General features: G+C 41.3%; 19 protein-coding genes and 1 tRNA gene. 14 read left to right on the forward strand and 6 right to left on the reverse strand.

Going from position 1 to position 17777, the window contains the following annotated elements:
* Positions 1-73: 73 nt before the first annotated feature.
* The 8 genes from AACZ11_RS03345 to AACZ11_RS03380 all read left to right on the forward strand — a co-directional run bounded on the left by AACZ11_RS03345 (position 74) and on the right by AACZ11_RS03380 (position 8580).
* On the forward strand, positions 74-934 hold the full coding sequence (locus AACZ11_RS03345) for an MBL fold metallo-hydrolase (RefSeq protein WP_290628776.1): 861 nt from the start codon (positions 74-76) through the stop codon (positions 932-934).
* A gap of 9 nt (positions 935-943) precedes the next feature.
* A complete protein-coding gene (locus tag AACZ11_RS03350; protein ID WP_290628775.1) occupies positions 944-2614 on the forward strand; it encodes a S8 family peptidase in 1671 nt (556 codons plus the stop codon).
* Positions 2614-4449 (forward strand): M1 family metallopeptidase, encoded by a 1836-nt coding sequence (locus AACZ11_RS03355; protein ID WP_290628774.1) that lies wholly within the window; start codon positions 2614-2616, stop codon positions 4447-4449. The genes AACZ11_RS03350 and AACZ11_RS03355 overlap by 1 nt, the downstream gene beginning before the upstream one ends.
* A 78-nt stretch (positions 4450-4527) precedes the next feature.
* Complete coding sequence (gene rnpA, locus AACZ11_RS03360) at positions 4528-4893, forward strand: ribonuclease P protein component (RefSeq protein ID WP_290628773.1); 366 nt, start codon at positions 4528-4530, stop codon at positions 4891-4893.
* Positions 4880-5704: a DUF4349 domain-containing protein gene (locus tag AACZ11_RS03365; RefSeq protein WP_290628772.1), complete on the forward strand. Its 825-nt coding sequence runs from the start codon at positions 4880-4882 to the stop codon at positions 5702-5704. Before rnpA ends, AACZ11_RS03365 begins: the two co-directional genes overlap by 14 nt.
* Before the next feature lies 1 nt (position 5705).
* Positions 5706-7337: a S41 family peptidase gene (locus AACZ11_RS03370; protein WP_290628771.1), complete on the forward strand. Its 1632-nt coding sequence runs from the start codon at positions 5706-5708 to the stop codon at positions 7335-7337.
* A gap of 2 nt (positions 7338-7339) precedes the next feature.
* On the forward strand, positions 7340-8161 hold the full coding sequence (locus tag AACZ11_RS03375; RefSeq protein ID WP_290628770.1) for a sterol desaturase family protein: 822 nt from the start codon (positions 7340-7342) through the stop codon (positions 8159-8161).
* Between the two features lie 47 nt (positions 8162-8208).
* Positions 8209-8580: a hypothetical protein gene (locus AACZ11_RS03380; RefSeq protein WP_290628769.1), complete on the forward strand. Its 372-nt coding sequence runs from the start codon at positions 8209-8211 to the stop codon at positions 8578-8580.
* Here the strand turns inward: AACZ11_RS03380 and AACZ11_RS03385 are convergent.
* The 4 genes from AACZ11_RS03385 to AACZ11_RS03400 form a co-directional block, all read right to left on the reverse strand.
* Positions 8570-9010 carry a GNAT family N-acetyltransferase gene (locus AACZ11_RS03385; protein ID WP_290628768.1) on the reverse strand — a complete coding sequence of 147 codons (441 nt, stop codon included), beginning with the start codon at positions 9008-9010 and terminating at the stop codon, positions 8570-8572. The two genes, AACZ11_RS03380 and AACZ11_RS03385, sit on opposite strands and share 11 nt — an antisense overlap.
* A gap of 3 nt (positions 9011-9013) precedes the next feature.
* A complete protein-coding gene (locus tag AACZ11_RS03390) occupies positions 9014-9925 on the reverse strand; it encodes a cation diffusion facilitator family transporter (protein WP_290628767.1) in 912 nt (303 codons plus the stop codon).
* A gap of 9 nt (positions 9926-9934) precedes the next feature.
* Positions 9935-10366, reverse strand: a complete 432-nt coding sequence (rpiB, locus tag AACZ11_RS03395) for a ribose 5-phosphate isomerase B (RefSeq protein ID WP_290628766.1) — start codon at positions 10364-10366, stop codon at positions 9935-9937.
* A gap of 489 nt (positions 10367-10855) precedes the next feature.
* The gene (locus AACZ11_RS03400; RefSeq protein ID WP_290628765.1) at positions 10856-11044 is read right to left on the reverse strand and encodes a DUF2007 domain-containing protein; all 189 of its coding nucleotides are present in this window, start codon (positions 11042-11044) and stop codon (positions 10856-10858) included.
* A gap of 148 nt (positions 11045-11192) precedes the next feature.
* On the opposite strand from AACZ11_RS03400, the gene rnr reads away from it, so the two are divergent.
* Both rnr and AACZ11_RS03410 read left to right on the forward strand, forming a co-directional pair.
* Positions 11193-13412, forward strand: a complete 2220-nt coding sequence (gene rnr, locus AACZ11_RS03405; protein ID WP_290628764.1) for a ribonuclease R — start codon at positions 11193-11195, stop codon at positions 13410-13412.
* Between the two features lie 23 nt (positions 13413-13435).
* A complete protein-coding gene (locus tag AACZ11_RS03410; RefSeq protein ID WP_290628763.1) occupies positions 13436-14149 on the forward strand; it encodes a LysE family transporter in 714 nt (237 codons plus the stop codon).
* Positions 14150-14182: 33 nt separating this feature from the next.
* Here AACZ11_RS03410 and AACZ11_RS03415 read toward each other — a convergent pair.
* A tRNA-Cys gene (locus tag AACZ11_RS03415) sits at positions 14183-14253 on the reverse strand.
* 66 nt (positions 14254-14319) lie between these two features.
* On the reverse strand, positions 14320-14676 hold the full coding sequence (gene folB / locus AACZ11_RS03420) for a dihydroneopterin aldolase (RefSeq protein WP_290628762.1): 357 nt from the start codon (positions 14674-14676) through the stop codon (positions 14320-14322).
* 121 nt (positions 14677-14797) lie between these two features.
* On the opposite strand from folB, the gene AACZ11_RS03425 reads away from it, so the two are divergent.
* The 4 genes from AACZ11_RS03425 to AACZ11_RS03440 all read left to right on the forward strand — a co-directional run bounded on the left by AACZ11_RS03425 (position 14798) and on the right by AACZ11_RS03440 (position 17741).
* Positions 14798-16474, forward strand: a complete 1677-nt coding sequence (locus AACZ11_RS03425; protein ID WP_290628761.1) for a glutamine--tRNA ligase/YqeY domain fusion protein — start codon at positions 14798-14800, stop codon at positions 16472-16474.
* Positions 16475-16688: 214 nt separating this feature from the next.
* Positions 16689-17066, forward strand: coding sequence for a YtxH domain-containing protein (locus tag AACZ11_RS03430; RefSeq protein WP_290628760.1), 378 nt, complete (start codon positions 16689-16691; stop codon positions 17064-17066).
* Between the two features lies 1 nt (position 17067).
* On the forward strand, positions 17068-17493 hold the full coding sequence (locus AACZ11_RS03435; RefSeq protein ID WP_290628759.1) for a phage holin family protein: 426 nt from the start codon (positions 17068-17070) through the stop codon (positions 17491-17493).
* Complete coding sequence (locus AACZ11_RS03440; RefSeq protein WP_290628758.1) at positions 17490-17741, forward strand: DUF6327 family protein; 252 nt, start codon at positions 17490-17492, stop codon at positions 17739-17741. The genes AACZ11_RS03435 and AACZ11_RS03440 overlap by 4 nt, the downstream gene beginning before the upstream one ends.
* Positions 17742-17777: the final 36 nt, after the last annotated feature.

Below are 17777 nucleotides of genomic sequence, written 5' to 3' on the forward strand. Positions count from 1 at the left end.
ATAGTATAATTAATTTATTCCTGAGTCACCATTCTCTAACGGTTTTAGTATTTTGCGTCTCTTTTAATGCCCAATGAATTTATACCCTGTAGAAGCCGGAAACTTTAAATTGGACGGAGGTGCTATGTTTGGTGTAGTGCCAAAAACATTGTGGTCCAAGACAAATCCTGCCGATACAAATAACATGATCGATATCGCAGCGAGATGTTTGCTCATTAAAAATGGCAATAGACTCACGCTCATAGATACAGGGATGGGAGACAAACAATCTGAAAAATTCTTTGGATACTATTATCGTTGGGGAGACTTCAATCTAGATGATTCTTTGCAAAAAATCGGGTTTCATCGCGATGATATTACCGACGTCTTTATGACACATCTTCATTTTGATCATTGCGGCGGAAGCATACAATGGAACAAACAACGTACGGGATACGAACCCGCTTTTAAAAACGCCACATTCTGGAGCAATGCACGACATTGGGAATGGGCTACTAAGCCTAATCGCAGGGAACAAGCTTCTTTTCTAAAAGAGAATATTATTCCCATGGAAGAAAGCGGGCAATTGAAATTCGTTTCCGATACCGCTTCAGACTTTTCTGAAGCTAATGAATTGGACTTTGGTATCTTCTTTGCAGATGGACACACCGACAAGCAAATGATCCCACATATAAAATACAAAGGAAAAACCATTGTTTTTATGGCAGATCTGTTACCAACGGCAGGACATTTACCCCTTCCTTTTGTGATGGGATATGACACCCGGCCGTTACTCACTTTGCCTGAAAAAGAAAAATTTTTAACTGCCGCGGCAGACCATAACTATTATTTATTTTTAGAGCACGACGCTCACAATCCAATAATCACCGTGAAACACACCGATAAAGGTGTTCGAATGGACCAAGTGTTTCGCTGTGCCGATATTTTTAATTAAACTGAAGCTATGAAAATCTTTAAAATGCCTTTAATCGCTGCAACCGCCGCGATCCTTTTGAGCAGCTGCGGAAGCAGTGTTGCTCCCATTGTTGCAACCCCTGTAGAGAACATCGATACCCTGCCTCTAAAAGCGGCTCCTTTAACCGAAACACAACTTAAGTCATGGAGTTCAGCAGACCTTTTAACAGACACCATCCCCGGAATGAGCGTTACTAGAACTTACACCGAATTGTTGCCAAAACGCAAAAGCGAAACGGTAATTGTCGGGGTGATCGATAGCGGAATTGACATTGAGCATGAAGACTTGAAAAATGTTATTTGGGTCAATGATGATGAAATTCCCGGTAATGGTATCGATGATGATAACAATGGTTATGTGGATGATATACACGGATGGAATTTCCTTGGTGATATCATTGCAGAGAATATGGAGTATGTACGCTACTTAAAAAAACTTGGACCCAAGTTCGAAGGTAAGACGGAAGCTTCTGTGAGTGCTGCAGACCGTGCCGACTTCATTTTGTTTCAAAAAGCAAAAGCAGAATATGAGAAAGAATATCAGCAGGCCTTGGCCAACAAGATGCAATACGAGCAGATCCTTGCGCAAGTCACCCCTGCACATGAAACAATGAGTAAAAAATTGGGTAAAGAGACCTATACTAAAGAAGACCTAGCTGCTATCCAAAATCCATCGGCTCAAGAACAACAGCAAATAGCGATGCTAACCCAAATGTTGGGATTTGGAGAGTCTGTTCCTGCTGTTATAAAAGAGCTTAAAAGTGGCATCGATTACTTTGGAGGGAGATTGGACACACACTTTAACCTTGAAAAAGATTTTCGTGCTGTCCTAGGTGACGATCCGGATGATATCAATGACAAGGTATACGGAAATGCCGATGTGGACGGACCGGACCCTAAAAAAGAAGACGCCCGGCACGGAACACATGTTGCGGGTATTATCGCAGCTCAACGAAACAATGGCATAGGCATGGATGGAATCGCGCAGAATGTAAAAATCATGGCAGTGCGCGCCGTTCCCGATGGTGATGAATACGATAAAGACATTGCTTTAGCCATTCGTTATGCGGTAGACAATGGCGCCAAAGTAATCAATACAAGCTTCGGAAAATATTATTCCCCACACCCGGAATGGGTTTGGGATGCTATTAAATATGCCTCCGATAAGGACGTTCTAATTGTGAATGCTGCCGGAAATGAGGGATATAACCTTGACACTATTCAAGTGTATCCTAACGACCAAAAAGGGGTTGAAGCTGAAATAGGTGAAACTTTTATCACGATTGGAGCACTTAATTACGACTATGGAAGTGAGTTGATTGCCGATTTTTCAAATTACGGAAAATCAAATGTAGATGCATTCGCTCCCGGAGTGAAGATATGGTCTACAACACCCTTGAACAACTACGAATATCTGCAAGGAACGTCTATGGCCGCTCCTGCTGTTGCCGGGGTAGCCGCAATGATACGCTCGTATTATCCAAATCTTTCAGCAAAACAGGTAAAAGATATCCTAATGAACAGCGGTCTGTCTTCTAAGACACCGGTTGTATTAGGTGGCGATCCTTCCAATACCGATAATTTCACTAATATCTCTAAAGGAGGTAAAATGGTGAACTTGTATAACGCCTTGATTATGGCAGATAAAATGTCTCGATAATGAAAAAGTTTTTTGGAACAATCTTTTCGCTGTTGATCCTCACAACGGCAATATCTCAAAATACTATGGGATATTGGCAACAAAAGGTCGATTATAAAATGACCATTGATATGGATGTAGAAACCTATCAATACAAAGGAACACAACAGCTCGTGTACACTAACAACTCACCCGATACCTTGGACCGGGTGTTCTATCATCTTTATTTTAACGCCTTTCAACCGGGAAGCGAAATGGATGTGCGTTCACGCACCATTGCAGATCCCGATGATCGTGTAAAAGATCGTATTTCGAAGTTATCTGCTTCGGAAATAGGATACATAAAACCTACTTCCTTAACACAAGATGGGGTGCCACTTACGTATGAAGTTGTTGGCACTGTGTTAGAAGTACAACTGAACAAACCTATTCAGCCCGGACAAAGCTCAACCTTCGACATGGTGTGGGATGCACAAGTGCCTTTACAGATTCGCCGAAGCGGCAGGAATAGTTCAGAAGGGGTGGCGCTCTCCATGACCCAATGGTATCCTAAGATGGCGGAATATGATTTTGAGGGATGGCATGCCGATCCTTATATAGCTCGTGAATTCCATGGAGTATGGGGTGATTTCGATGTAAAAATCACCATTGATGCCGATTATACCATTGGAGGAACAGGCTATCTTCAAAATCCGGCAGAAATTGGACATGGGTATCAAATGCCCGGTCAAAAGACAATGAAACCTACAAACGGAAAATATACGTGGCATTTTGTTGCTCCCAATGTACATGACTTCACCTGGGCAGCCGATGATGAATACATCCACGATATTTACAAAGGCCCTAACGGGGTCGACCTGCACTTTTTCTATAAAAACAACCCGGAGATCAAAGAGAATTGGAAGAACTTACAGCCTAAAACAGCTGAATTGCTTGCCTTTTTCAACGAGCACATTGGTCCCTATCCTTACAAGCAGTATTCTGTAATTCAAGGTGGTGACGGCGGTATGGAATATGCCATGTGTACTCTAATAACCGGTGAGAGAAAATTTGAAAGCTTGGTAGGCGTTACGGCACACGAGTTGGCCCACAGTTGGTTCCAATTCCTGTTGGCAACAAACGAAGCAAAGCACGAATGGATGGATGAAGGTTTCACATCTTATATCTCCGATGAGGCAATGAACGTTGTTATGGATCAAAAGAATCCGAATCCGCAAGCGGGTTCGTATAGAGGATATGGCTTTTTAGCGACCAGTGGAAAGGAGCAGCCTCAATCCACCCATGCAGATAGATACCACAGTAATCGTGCGTACGGAATTTCGGCATATAGCAAAGGCGCTGTTTTTCTCGCACAATTAGGGTATGTAATAGGTGAAGAAAATCTAAGCGAAACATTAAAGCGTTATTACAGCGAATGGAAGTTCAAGCACCCAACACCAAACGATTTTATACGTGTGGCCGAAAAAGTTTCCGGATTCGAGTTAGATTGGTATTTAACTGACTGGACGCAGACAACCAATACCATCGATTATGGGATCACATCGGTTTCCGAAGAGAACGGAAAAACCATGGTTCAATTGGAGCGTATCGGGCTCATGCCAATGCCTATAGATCTCTATGTTCGCTACGAAGACGGTACTGAAGAAGTTTTCTATATTCCGCTGCAGATGGCGCGTGCCGAAAAAGAGAATCCCTTTCCGCAAATACAATGGACGGTGCTTCCGGATTGGGCGTGGGCATATCCCACCTATCAATTAGAGATCACCAACGGTAAAAAAGTAGAGATGATGGTGATCGATGCCACACAGCGTTTGGCAGATATCAATCCGAAGAACAATTCTTTCGGAATGGAATAAGTTTTTAAGTAAAACCGTAAACAAACCCGATTCCTAAGATTCGGGTTTTTTTATACAGTATTATTGTACATTTATAATATGAGTCTTCGTTTCCCGAAACGCGAAAAATTAAAAAGCCGAAAAGCTATCGAAGCGCTGTTTTTGGAGGGGCACTCCATAACAAAATTTCCCGTTAAAGTATTTTATATGCCCCTCTCCGAAGCTGCTACAAATCAAGCGGCCTTTGCTGTTCCCAAACGAAATTTTAAGTCGGCTGTGGATCGAAATAAAATAAAAAGGCAGCTTCGGGAAGCCTATCGGCTTCAAAAACAGTTGCTACCTGCTAATAACGGCCCAAAATTTGCGTTGTTATTTCTATACATTAACAAAGAACAACCACAGTATGCGCACTTGGAAAATTCCATGCGTGCGCTTCTTAACAAGATCATCGATGAAAACAATTAGCTTCCTATTAATTCTCTTCTTCATGGCCTGCGGAGGGCCTTCCGTAGAAAATGACAGTTTTGAGGTCGCCGAAAGCAAAGCTGCCGCTTACGAAGTTGAACCCATGGTTGAAGAAACAAGCGTTTCCGAAGATATTTCGGAAAACCCAGTGGTCCAAGAACAAAAAATTATTAAAACGGCACAACTTGTATTTGAGACCCAACAGCCGGAAGAAACGCATCAAAAGGTTCTTCAGTTGGCGCAGCAATACAAGGCAATCGTTCAGAGCGACAATAGCGGAAAAGGTTATAATCGTATTTTTAGGAATATGACGGTACGTGTTCCTACGGAACATTTCCAGTCTTTTATAGATGGTGTTTCAGAAGGGGTAGATTATTTCGATCAGCGAGATATTTCTCGACAGGATGTCACCGAAGAATTCGTAGACCTTGAAGCCCGTCTCAAAGCGAAGCGCGAATTGGAAAGCCGCTATCTCGAACTGCTGAAACAAGCAAAGAACGTCAAGGAAATGCTAGAAATTGAACGTGAGCTCTCTACTATTCGGGAAGAGATTGAGGCCAAGCAGGGGCGTTTGCAATACCTGCAAAGCCGTGTATCTATGAGCACCATACATATTGAATTCTATAAGCTCACTTCAGAAACCGGCATTACGCAATCATACGGTCAAAAGATGCTGAATGCCCTCAAAGGCGGTTGGGACGGGATCTCGATCTTCTTTTTAGGCTTGTTGTATTTATGGCCTTTATTCCTAATCGTTTTGGTGGCGCTATTGATAATACGTAGATTTATACGAAGAAGAAAAAAGAACTAATATGAAGATGTTGAAAAAAAGAATTTTAATCCCCGTTTTGGCAATTGGGATTTTGGTCTCTACTGCAAGTTTTAAAAGCGATTTTTTTGAGATCGCAAAACAAATCGAAATTTTTACGACCCTGTTCAAGGAGTTGAACATGAATTATGTAGATGAGGTAACTCCTGCCATACTCATGGATAAAGCCATTAAAGGTATGCTAGAAGATCTCGATCCGTATACCGTCTATTGGAACGAACAAGCGGTGGAGGACGCGCGAATCAACAATGCCGGAGTGTATACGGGAATTGGTGCTGCGGCACGTTCGGAAAAAGACAAGATCGTTATTGTAGAGCCGTATCAGGATTATCCTGCAGATAAGGCCGGTTTAAAAGCGGGCGACGAAATCATTAAAATCGGGAATATACGTCTCGCCGATTTTGAAGATGATGCCGGAGAATTGTTGAAAGGCGCTCCGGGATCGACCGTGGAGGTAACGTACCTTCGCCAAGGAAAAACCAGCACAGCCACGATTACACGTTCGGCGGTAGATGTAAAGGCAGTCCCCTATTATAAGCTTATCAATAACGATATTGGATACATCGTGCTGACCACCTTCAACCGCAAAACTACAGTCGAGACCAAAGCGGCTCTGGAAGACTTGAAAGACCAAGGTGCGAAGAAAATCATTTTGGACCTGCGAGGAAATCCCGGCGGATTGCTTAATGAAGCGATCAATATCGTGAATCTTTTTGTGCCGAAAGGAGAGGTGATCACAACAACCAAATCGGTGATCGAAAAATACAATAAGACCTATAAGACCACGCGGGATCCTATCGATACAGAGATCCCATTGGCGGTCCTAATAAATGGACGCAGTGCTTCGGCGAGTGAGATTGTTTCCGGAGGACTACAGGATTTGGATCGTGCGGTCATTGTGGGAGCCCGTAGTTTTGGAAAAGGGCTTGTACAACGTCCCAAAAAATTGACCTACGGAACTCAGCTCAAGGTTACCATTTCGCGTTATTACACGCCAAGCGGACGGTGTATTCAAGCGCTTGATTATTGGAACCGGGACGAAAATGGAGATCCTATTAGAGTAGATGCCAAGGAGTACAATAAATTTAAGACCAAGGGGGGGCGTACCGTGTATGACGGGGGTGGAATCATGCCAGACGTGGAAGTAGAAACAGCTATCTTTAGCCCAATTACTACAGCCTTGTTAAAGGACAATGTGATATTCGATTACGCTACCAAGTATTATTACAGTCATCAAATGACCGATTGGAACAACTTTTCTTTTTCCGATTCCGATTTCCAAGATTTTCTGTCCTTCTTGAAGCAAAATAATTTCAGCTATGAGACTGAGACTGAAAAAGAATTCGCTGAAGCCTTACGACGCTCGGAAGATGACGATTTAAAGAAAGAGATCAACAGCAGCTATAACGTGTTAATGACGGCTATTGATGCAGCTAAAGACAAAGCTATCGTAGCTAAAAAGGCAGAAATCAAATCATTGTTAAGTGATGAAATATTGAAGCGCTATTTTTATCGGGATGGTCTTTATAACTATCAGGTAGAAAAAAATCCTGAAATCCTAGAGGCCATCGCCGTGCTGTCCAACGAAAATAGATATAGAAACATCTTGAAATAAACGTGGATTCCTTTTTGAATTTTTTTGAGACCATGCCCATCTGGATGAAAGCCGGATGGGTGTTTTTTTGCTTAGCGGTTTTTTGGATTCTGGAAGGGTATTATGCGTTGTTCGTGAAAAAGTACAGGAAATGGAAACATGCAAAAGTCAATTTATTACTTCTTGTTCTTGTAATGATCATTAATGCGGTTTTTGGCGTTTTGACGCTTGGGATATTTGTCTGGCTGGATACCAATCAATTTGGGATATTACATTTTTTTGAATTACCGGTTTGGATAGAACTTTTAATGGCAATTCTGGTCTTGGATCTCATCGCTCAGTACGGCGTTCATTATGTTTTGCATAAGGTTCCGGTACTTTGGCGATTGCATATCGTGCATCACAGCGACAAACATGTGGATGCCACAACGGGAACCAGACATCATCCTTTTGATTTTCTGCTTAGGGAGACCTTTGCTCTGTTGGCTGTCGTTATCATGGGAATGCCTATCTCATTCTACTTCTTCTACAGGATTTTAAGTGTGCTTTTTACCTATTTTACGCACGCCAACATTCGCATGCCCTTGTGGTTGGATAAAACATTGAGTTATGTCATCGTCACTCCCAACATGCATAAATTTCATCATCATTATAAGCTTCCTTGGACAGATACCAATTATGGGAATATGCTATCAATATGGGATCGAATTTTCGGGACCTTTATCTATGGTAATGTTGATGATATACAGTATGGGCTGGATATTTCAGATCATACCGACGATGAGAATTTTGGTGTTCAACTGCGAATTCCGTTTAACAGGAACGTTGTCTCAAATAAGTCTTAACACCCCATTAACAGGGATTCTGCACTTTTATGCGTATTTTGTGAGTTATGGTACAAGTAGATAAAGCAGAAAGTACAGAAGTTATAAAAGATTCTGTAGTGTATTTAGAGAGCAAAGGTTTTGAAAATATCAAAGCCGATATTGAAGGCTACGAGACTCCCAAGTCGTATTTAAAAAAGGGAAGTGATGAAATTATCACGCCGGACATCGTGGCAGAACGCGCCGGGATCAAGCATTATTTTGAGGTTAGTTTAAAATCTCAAAAACCCACATTGTTAAAGTCGAAATGGCGTTTCTTAGATGTATTGACCCGTATGCGAAACGAACGATTTAAGATCATTACACGTCGCGGTCATTACAAGTTTACGAACGAGATGTTGGAAGATCTTAACCTTCAAAAGAATTTAATTAAGTTGTAACCATGGCAATGTGTGGAATCCCGTCCTCGAGGTATCCATCGCCAGTGGTGGTGAATCCGTGAGATTCGTAAAATTTTATGAGATAGGTTTGTGCTGAAAGCTTGATGCTTTTTGTTTCAAACCTATTTTTTATGGCCTCGATCGATGCCTTCATGATCTCGTGACCGTAGCCGTATTTCCTGAAGGGTTGTGCCACCACAACTCTTCCAATAGCGGCCTCTTCAAAATACACACCTTGTGGAAAACAGCGGGTATAAGCAACCAATTTGTTCTCGTGTCTCCCAATAATATGAAGTGCCTTCCGGTCCTTTCCATCAATATCCTGATATACACAGTCTTGCTCGACCACAAAAACTTCACTGCGCAATTGCAACAGATCATATAATTCTGCCGTGGTGAGCTCCTCGAAAGTTTTTACGGTAATCTCCATAGGTTAGTCTTGTACAACGATGTCCTTTGGATCGTCGCGTTGGTATTCAGGTTGTAAATTTACATGATTGATGCCAAACTTATTGTTGAGCATTTCTTCTACGCGGTCTGATATCACATCAAATTCTGATAGTGTGATGTCCTGTTTGAACTCCACATGTGCCTCGAGGTGTGTTTCATTCTCATTGAGTTGCCAGACGTGCATATGATGTACATTCCTTATTTCTGAAAAAGAAGTGATGGCATCATGTATCTTTTCAAGATTCATCGTTTCGGGTGTAAAAAGCATCAATACATTGAAAGAGCTTTTCAGAAGCGAATACCCCATAAATAACAGATATATAGCAATGAGGACAGTAAGCACACTGTCTACCCAAAACCAACCAAAATACATCATAAGCAAACCGCCTATTAATACTGCGACCGAAGCAGACATATCTGTAAACAAATGTAAGTAGGCCGAACGCATATTCATATTTTCTTTCGATTCCTTCCGAAGCAACAAAACGCTAAAGCCATTGGCTACAATTCCTAAAAGTGCCAACCAAATAACCAGGCTACTTTCAATCTCTTGCGGATTCAAAAACCGAAGTATAGCTTCGTAAATAAGATAGGCTGCAACAATCAACAAAGACGCAGCGTTTACGAATGCCGCAATGATCTCCGCCCTTTTATAACCAAAGGTCTTATCTAAAGACGCTTCCTTTTTTGAATACCTATCTGCTATATAACTAACGCCTAAAGATAGAACATCACTAAAGTTGTGTAAGGCGTCACTTAATAACGAAAGACTGCCGGAGAGCAATCCGCCAATCACTTGAGATACGGTTATAATGATGTTTAATAGTATGGATAGAAGGAGCTTCTTTCCTTTTAAATCGTGAGAATGGGTATGTGTAGTATACGACTGGCCCATCTCAGGAAACTACGAGCATGCAATTTTGGCGACGCGACGCTCGTGTCTTCCTCCTTCAAAAGCAGTATTTAAAAAGGTCTTTACCATATCCAAAACTTGGGGTTCGCTGGTAAAGCGCGCCGGAATGCTCAATACATTGGCATTGTTGTGTTCCCTGGCCAAGGCCGTGATCTCTTTAGTCCAACACAGCGCAGAACGTACGTTTTGATGCTTGTTGGCTGTCATGTTTGCACCGTTACCGCTTCCGCAGATGATGATCCCAAATTCGGCTTTATTTGATTCTACATCCTGTGCAACCGGATGTACAAAATCGGGATAATCCACACTATCTTGGGAGTCTGTGCCGTGATTGATCACCTCATAGCCCTCTTTTTGAAGATATGCAACAATGGTTTTCTTGTATTCGGTTCCTGCGTGATCGTTTCCAATAGCTATTTTCATGGCCTGTGTTTTTTTCAAAGATATTGTAAATCTTGAAGTTTACTATTTATTAATGTTTACCTAAACATAAAGTTAATAACTATGTTCATATTTGTTCGTAGAAATTCAGTAAAAAAACTTGCATGATTTCATTAGTTGTATATACTCGAATTAAAAATACAGTATGCAAATTTTAACGTGGTGTTTTATCTTCGTTTTATGAGACTTCTCTTTTCTATTCTTAACAAATTCTTACTAAAATCTTATTAAAATTTACCTGTCAATAGTGTTTGTTGACAGTTGTTAATCAGTATAAATAAATCCTTCAAAATCAAATAGATTATTAGCTTAAAAGTTGTTAATAAAGATTCAAAAAATAGCGATAACTTAAATCCAAAACCAATTTTATAAAAGTTATTGTACCTATCAACAAGCTATCATCATCATCATTTTATTTAAAAAATTTAGAAAAGAAAAAAATGAATATGTATTAGTTGTTGATAAGAAGATTTAGACGATGTGAAGATTCGAGGTGTCGTTGAGTTGGTTGATGATTTCTTGTGCGATTTCTATGTCCTCTTCATGGACTTGGAGCCGTATTCCTCCAAAAGCGTTCGAGTGGAAAGGAAGCACACCAATCATGGTTTCATGAAGAAAACCATGTCTTATCTCCTGCTGTTCAAATAGATGACGTAACACAGTATATTCGCTTGGAAAGGTAAATATTGCTATGGTTTTAAAGTGTTTCATTAGGTAGGGAGCTGTCTTACCAAGGTACTAAATCTTTGTGAATAAGGGAAGTTGATTGCTTTATATAATGTACTTTTACCATCAATAATTAATTACCATGCCTCAGAAGAATAAAAAAAGGAGAAAACAAAAAATTGAAGGACTTACCGAAAGCATTCTAGCCATTCTTAGAAAGGATCATTCCAAACCCCATAATTACAAACAAATTGCAGCAAAATTAGGAATGGATGATGCCAGCAGCCGTAATCAGATCATTAAAAAACTAAAAGAACTCCAAGGCAAAGGAAACATTCAAGAGGTGGAACGAGGAAAATACATCATTACCCCATCTCAAAATTATTATACCGGTAGAATGGATATTGCAGGTCGCGGACAAGGCTACGTGATCGTGGAAGAGTTGGAGGAAGATATTCTAATAAAGAACAAGAATCTTAACAAAGCATTGCAAGGGGACACCGTAGAGGTGTACGTATTTAAACGCAGAAAAGGAGGAAAGACAGAAGGAGAGGTTACCAAGATCTTAGAACGCAAACGAACCGAATTTGTTGGAACGATCCAAGTCATGGATAACTTTGCGTTCGTTGAAGTGACCGATTATAAAATGTATACCGATATCTTTATTCCGAAAGCGAATATTGGAAACGCCAAAAACGGAGAAAAGGTGCTGGTAGCTATGGAAGACTGGCCGGAAAAAGCAGATTCTCCCTACGGAAAAGTCCTAAAGGTATTAGGAATGCCGGGTGAACACAATACAGAGATCCATTCCATCTTGGCGCAGTACGGACTTCCGTATGAGTTCCCACCCGAAGTGGAAGCCTATGCTAATAAATTAGACACCAAAATACATCAAGAAGAGATTGAAAAACGCCGCGATATGCGAAAGGATCTCACCTTTACCATCGACCCTAAAGACGCTAAAGATTTTGATGATGCCTTGTCATTCACCAAACTTGAACATGGAAATTACGAGATTGGTATCCACATTGCCGATGTATCTCACTATCTCAAACCGGGAACGGTATTGGATGATGAAGCGTATGAGCGTGCCACCTCGGTATATCTTGTAGATCGTGTGGTTCCTATGCTTCCTGAAATTCTTTCCAATGGAGCCTGCTCTTTACGACCTCATGAAGAAAAGTACACCTTTTCTGCAGTGTTTGAAATGACGCCTAAAGCTGAAGTTGTTAAGCAATGGTTCGGAAGAACGGTTACATACAGCGATGCTCGCTTTGCGTACGAAGAGGCCCAACATGTGATAGAAAACCAAAATGAGGCTTCGCATACCATTCCTTCAGAAATATCGCTTACCGGGAAACCGTATACAGTAAAGCAAGAAATAGCAGAAGCTATTTTGGAAATGGACCGACTTGCGAAAATTCTTCGGCAGAAGAGAATGCGGCAGGGAGCGATTTCCTTCGATAAAGTGGAAGTTAAATTTATTCTGGATGAACAAAACAATCCGGAAGGCGTTTATTTCAAAGAAAGTAAGGATGCCAATAAGTTGATCGAAGAATTCATGCTCTTGGCAAACAGAAGTGTAGCCGAGTTTATAGGGAAGCAAAGCAAGAAGAAAACCTTTGTTTATAGAGTGCACGATGAGCCGGATGACGAAAAGATCGCAGCTTTGGAGAATATCATCAAACGCTTCGGCTACCAATTAAATACCAAGAATCGAAGTACGACCGCAGCATCGCTTAATAAATTACTGCATGATGTTCAAGGAAAGAAGGAACAGAATCTGGTCGATACACTGGCGATACGATCCATGAGTAAAGCAATCTATACAACCAACAATATTGGCCATTACGGGCTGGCTTTCGATTATTACACGCATTTTACCTCTCCTATTAGACGGTATCCCGACGTTATGGTTCATCGTCTTCTACAGCGATACTTGGACGGGACGAAATCGGCTAAGGAAGATAAGTATGAGGAAATGTGCAATCATTCCAGCGATATGGAGAATCTTGCCTCCAATGCCGAACGAGACAGCATCAAGTATATGCAGGTTAAATACATGCAAGATCATCAGGATCAAGACTTTCTAGGGGTTATTTCCGGTGTGACCGAATGGGGTGTGTATGTGGAAATCATCTCTAACAAATGCGAAGGAATGGTGCGCCTTCAGGATTTAAAGGATGACCGCTATACCTTTGACAAGGATGAATATGCTGTTATTGGACAACGCACCAAAAATGTGTATCGTCTGGGAGATGAAGTCTATGTAAGAGTGAAAAATGCAGACCTTGTAAAAAAACATTTGGATTTTACGATGTTGGGCCACCGAAAGGAGTACCAACCTCGCAATAAAGGATAAAATAATTTGTACTTTTACTATCTATGTTCGATGGTTTATGGTACGCCGCCTTCTATGGATTTCTACTTGCATTCGCAGTAGGACCGGTGTTTTTTACACTCATTGAAACCAGTATCACCAAGGGTTTTAAAGCGGGATTATTCTTTGATCTTGGCGCTATCTTTGCCGATATCATTTTCATTCTCATTGCGTACTACAGTACCAGTAAGATCTTGGAAAAAGTCAAGGATGACCCGGGACTGCTTATTTTTGGAGGTGCTGTTTTGATCGCTTATGGTATCATTTCCTATATACGTACAGCAAAATCATTCATTAAGATCGCCAGAGAACACTATGCTGTGAAGGTAAAGAAGAATTTAAGCGGTCTTTTTCTGAAGGGCTTTCTGTTAAATTTTGTAAATTTTGGAGTGTTGGCCGGCTGGATAGGAACTATTATCATGGCGAATGCCTTAACTTCTTCCGAAAATGGCATATTACTGTTCTTAAGCACGGTTCTCATCACTTTTTTTGCCACGGACCTTCTTAAGATAACCCTCGCAAAGAAGCTTAAAAGTAAGATGACGCCTCGTTTTATCTTTAAGACCAAAAAATGGGTGAGTATCTTAATCATGGGCTTTGGTGTCCTTCTCTTGCTTCAAGGAATCTTTCCAAACGAAGTGAAAGCAGGGCTAGATCGAATACCGGGGCAAGGCCATCCTGTGGAGAACCCCATTCCTCCTGTGGAAGCGTTTAAATAAAAAAACCTTCAGTTTTCGCTGAAGGTTCTTTTGAGGCATCAAGCGGATTCGAACCGCTGTAGAAGGTTTTGCAGACCTCTGCCTAGCCACTCGGCCATGATGCCCTATCTACCTGAAATAAGTTCGGCAAATATAAAAAGATTAAACTGAAAATTCCTATAAAAACCTATTTACCGTTCAGATTTCATGGTGACGCTCACTTCTTCGACGTCACCGCCAATGGGAGGGTTCACTTTTGCTACGGTCACTTTCACCACGGTCACTAACGGAAGTTGGGTAAAAATGGAGTTAATAATACGCTGCCCCACATGTTCCAACAGTTTAGAACGTACGGACATCTCTTCTTTTACTATTTTTTGAAGATGTACATAATCCACAGTATCTGCTAGATGATCTGTACTCGCGGCCTTCGCCAGATTGGCCTTGACTTCAAGGTTTACCAGATAGTCACTACCTATTTTCTCTTCCTCGACCAAACACCCGTGGAATGCATAGATCTTAATATTCTTCAACCGAATGGTACTCATAAACACGCTTTGCGCAAAGATAGAAAAATCAACCCTCCCTGCTAACTGCGATCGAAAAATGAGTTAGAGGAATGCGTTAGGGGGGCTGTTTTTCATTAACTTTGCACATATTTTTTATACTATGTCTGAAGAAAAGGAATCCCTCAATTTTATTGAGCACATTATAGAAGAAGATTTAAGAACAACGCACGAGAAAAGCGATCTTTGCTTTCGATTCCCCCCGGAACCCAATGGGTATTTACACATTGGTCACGCCTCTTCCATCTGCCTAAACTTTGGCTTGGGGGAAAAATACAGCGCTCCCGTCAATTTACGATTCGATGATACTAATCCGGCCAAAGAAGAACAAGAATTTGTGGATGCCATAAAGCGTGATATCGAATGGTTGGGATTCACGTGGGCTAAGGAATGTTATGCTTCAGATTATTTCCAACAGCTTTACGATTGGGCCGTACAACTCATCAAGGAGGGTAAGGCGTATGTAGACTCTCAATCTTCCGAAGCGATTGCCCAACAGAAAGGGACACCTAATACACCCGGAACGGCAAGCCCTTACAGAGATCGATCAGTAGAAGAAAATTTAGAATTGCTGGAGAAAATGAAGAATGGAGACGTGGGCGAAGGCGCCCATGTGCTTCGTGCTAAGATAGATATGGCTTCACCAAATATGTTGATGCGGGATCCCGTTATGTACAGAGTGCTTCACAAACACCATCACCGCACAGGAACCCATTGGAAGATTTTCCCTATGTATGATTGGACCCATGGGGAGAGTGATTACATAGAACAAGTATCACATTCCTTCTGTACACTTGAGTTCCTGCCACACAGAGAATTGTACGATTGGTTTTTGGATCAAGTATACGACAACAACAAATTACGCCCTAAACAGCGTGAGTTTGCACGTCGTAATCTTAGTCATACAGTAGTTAGTAAACGCAAACTTGCCAAGTTGGTGGAGGAAGGCGTAGTGACCGGATGGGACGATCCGCGTATGCCCACCATTTCAGGGCTTCGTCGCCGGGGGTATACACCGGATTCAATAAAGAATTTTGCCGATAGTATAGGTGTCGGAAAGCGAGAGAACTTAATTGACGTGTCACACCTTGAGTTTAATGTACGCGAAGATCTTAACAAAAAAGCTCCTCGTGTCATGGCTGTGTTAGATCCGGTAAAATTAGTCATTACCAATTATCCCGAAGGAGAAACCGAGTGGCTGGAGGCCGAGAACAACCCCGAAGATGAATCTGCCGGAAACCGAAACATCCCTTTTTCAAGAGAATTGTTCATTGAACGTGAGGATTTTCAGGAGGAAGCAAACAGAAAATTCTTTCGTCTTACATTAGATAAAGAAGTCAGACTTAAAAACGCCTACATAATAAAAGGCGAGCGGGTGGTAAAGGATTCCGAAGGAAATATTACAGAGATCCACTGTACCTACGACCCAAAAAGCCGAAGCGGCAGTGGCACCGAAGAATCAATGCGAAAGGTAAAGGGAACCCTGCATTGGGTTTCTGTGGCTCATGCCATACCGGCCGAAGTGCGGCTCTATGACCGCCTGTTTACAGAACCGGCTCCGGATGCCCAAAAGGAGAAAGATTTTATGGAATTTATCAACCCTGATTCGTTGCAGGTAATCACGGCCTATGTCGAACCAAGCCTGAAAGATGCACAACCCGAAGATAGTTTTCAGTTTCAGCGATTGGGTTATTTTGTAGTAGACCGAGACAGCACTGAAGATAACCTGGTCTTTAATCGAACGGTCGCTTTGCGAGATTCTTGGGCCAAATTAGCTTAGCATAGACTACAGATATAATTAATGGGAAGATGCCAAAGTGTGTCTTCCCATTTTTTTATGTGAAATTTTAAGAATAATTGGCTAAAAAAGGTTCTTTTTAAGATTTCTTTGTGTGTTGCAAATCAACTATTAACCGGTTATTAACAGCCAATTGCGGATGCTATAAGTAATTTTGTGAGACAATCTAAATAATAACAATTAAACAAGTATAATTATGGCATCGAATACAGGACAAACCTTATTAGCATTATTGACCGGAGCTGCGATTGGAGCAGGCATTGGAATCTTATATGCACCAGATAAGGGATCGAAAACACGTAGCAAGATCAGTAAGGAAACCAAAAAAGCTCAGAAGAGACTCAACAAACAGATCAAAGAAACAACCAGCAACTTAAGTTCGAAAGCACAGCAAGCCCGACTTAGCTTCGAACAAAAATTGGAGGATACCTTGTCCTCTGCAAGCTATAAGGCCGATGATATTCTAGTTGCCATGGAAGACAAGTTAGAAGCATTACGCAGACAAAACGCTAAGCTTCAAAAAGAGACTACTCAGGCCAAAGCCAAAACCACAGCCAAAAAAGTAACTGCATAAGATGGCCTTTGAGCGTCTCACAAATAGTCTGGACAGAATAAGTGATAAGTTTCAAGAATATGGAATAAGTACGGCGGAGTACTATAAGCTCCGCCTCTTTAAATCATCCATGAAGGGAGCTATCTCGCTGGTGAACTTATTGGTCTTTGGCAGTATTTTTCTGTTTGTATTACTATTTCTCTCCGTAGGAGTTGCCTTCCTCATTGGAAACAGTATAGGGACGGTTTCGGTTGGATTCTTTATCGTGGGTGCATTTTATGGAGTCATCCTTATGCTTATGTATGCCTTCGGAAGAAAAACGATTGAGCGGAAAATGCTGTATAAGTTTTCTGTTCTCTTGTATGATGAAGATGACATCCCACCAAAACAAATGGCTGAAGCCGAATTGGAACAACTGGAAAAGAACCAACCCGTAGAGCGCTTATGAGACGATACACTACGTTTGAAGAAATAGACAGAGACCTTAAGTATTTGAAACTTAAGTCGCAAATTGATAAAGAAGAACTAAAGTTGGGATTTTCTGAAACAAAGGACACCGTTTCTGAAACCTTTTCCCCCTTTAATCTCATTGCTAATACCGTAGCATCTATCGCAAAGAAGGCATTCGTTCTTAAAATGGTAGATCTGTTAATTGGAATAAAGCCCGTGAAGAAAAAAGAATACGAGGAAGACTAATATTAAATAGTCTTCCCTTTATATATACTAAAAGCC

This window comes from uncultured Altibacter sp. (genome assembly GCF_963972995.1).
In the GTDB taxonomy this organism is placed as follows: Bacteria; Bacteroidota; Bacteroidia; order Flavobacteriales; family Flavobacteriaceae; genus Altibacter.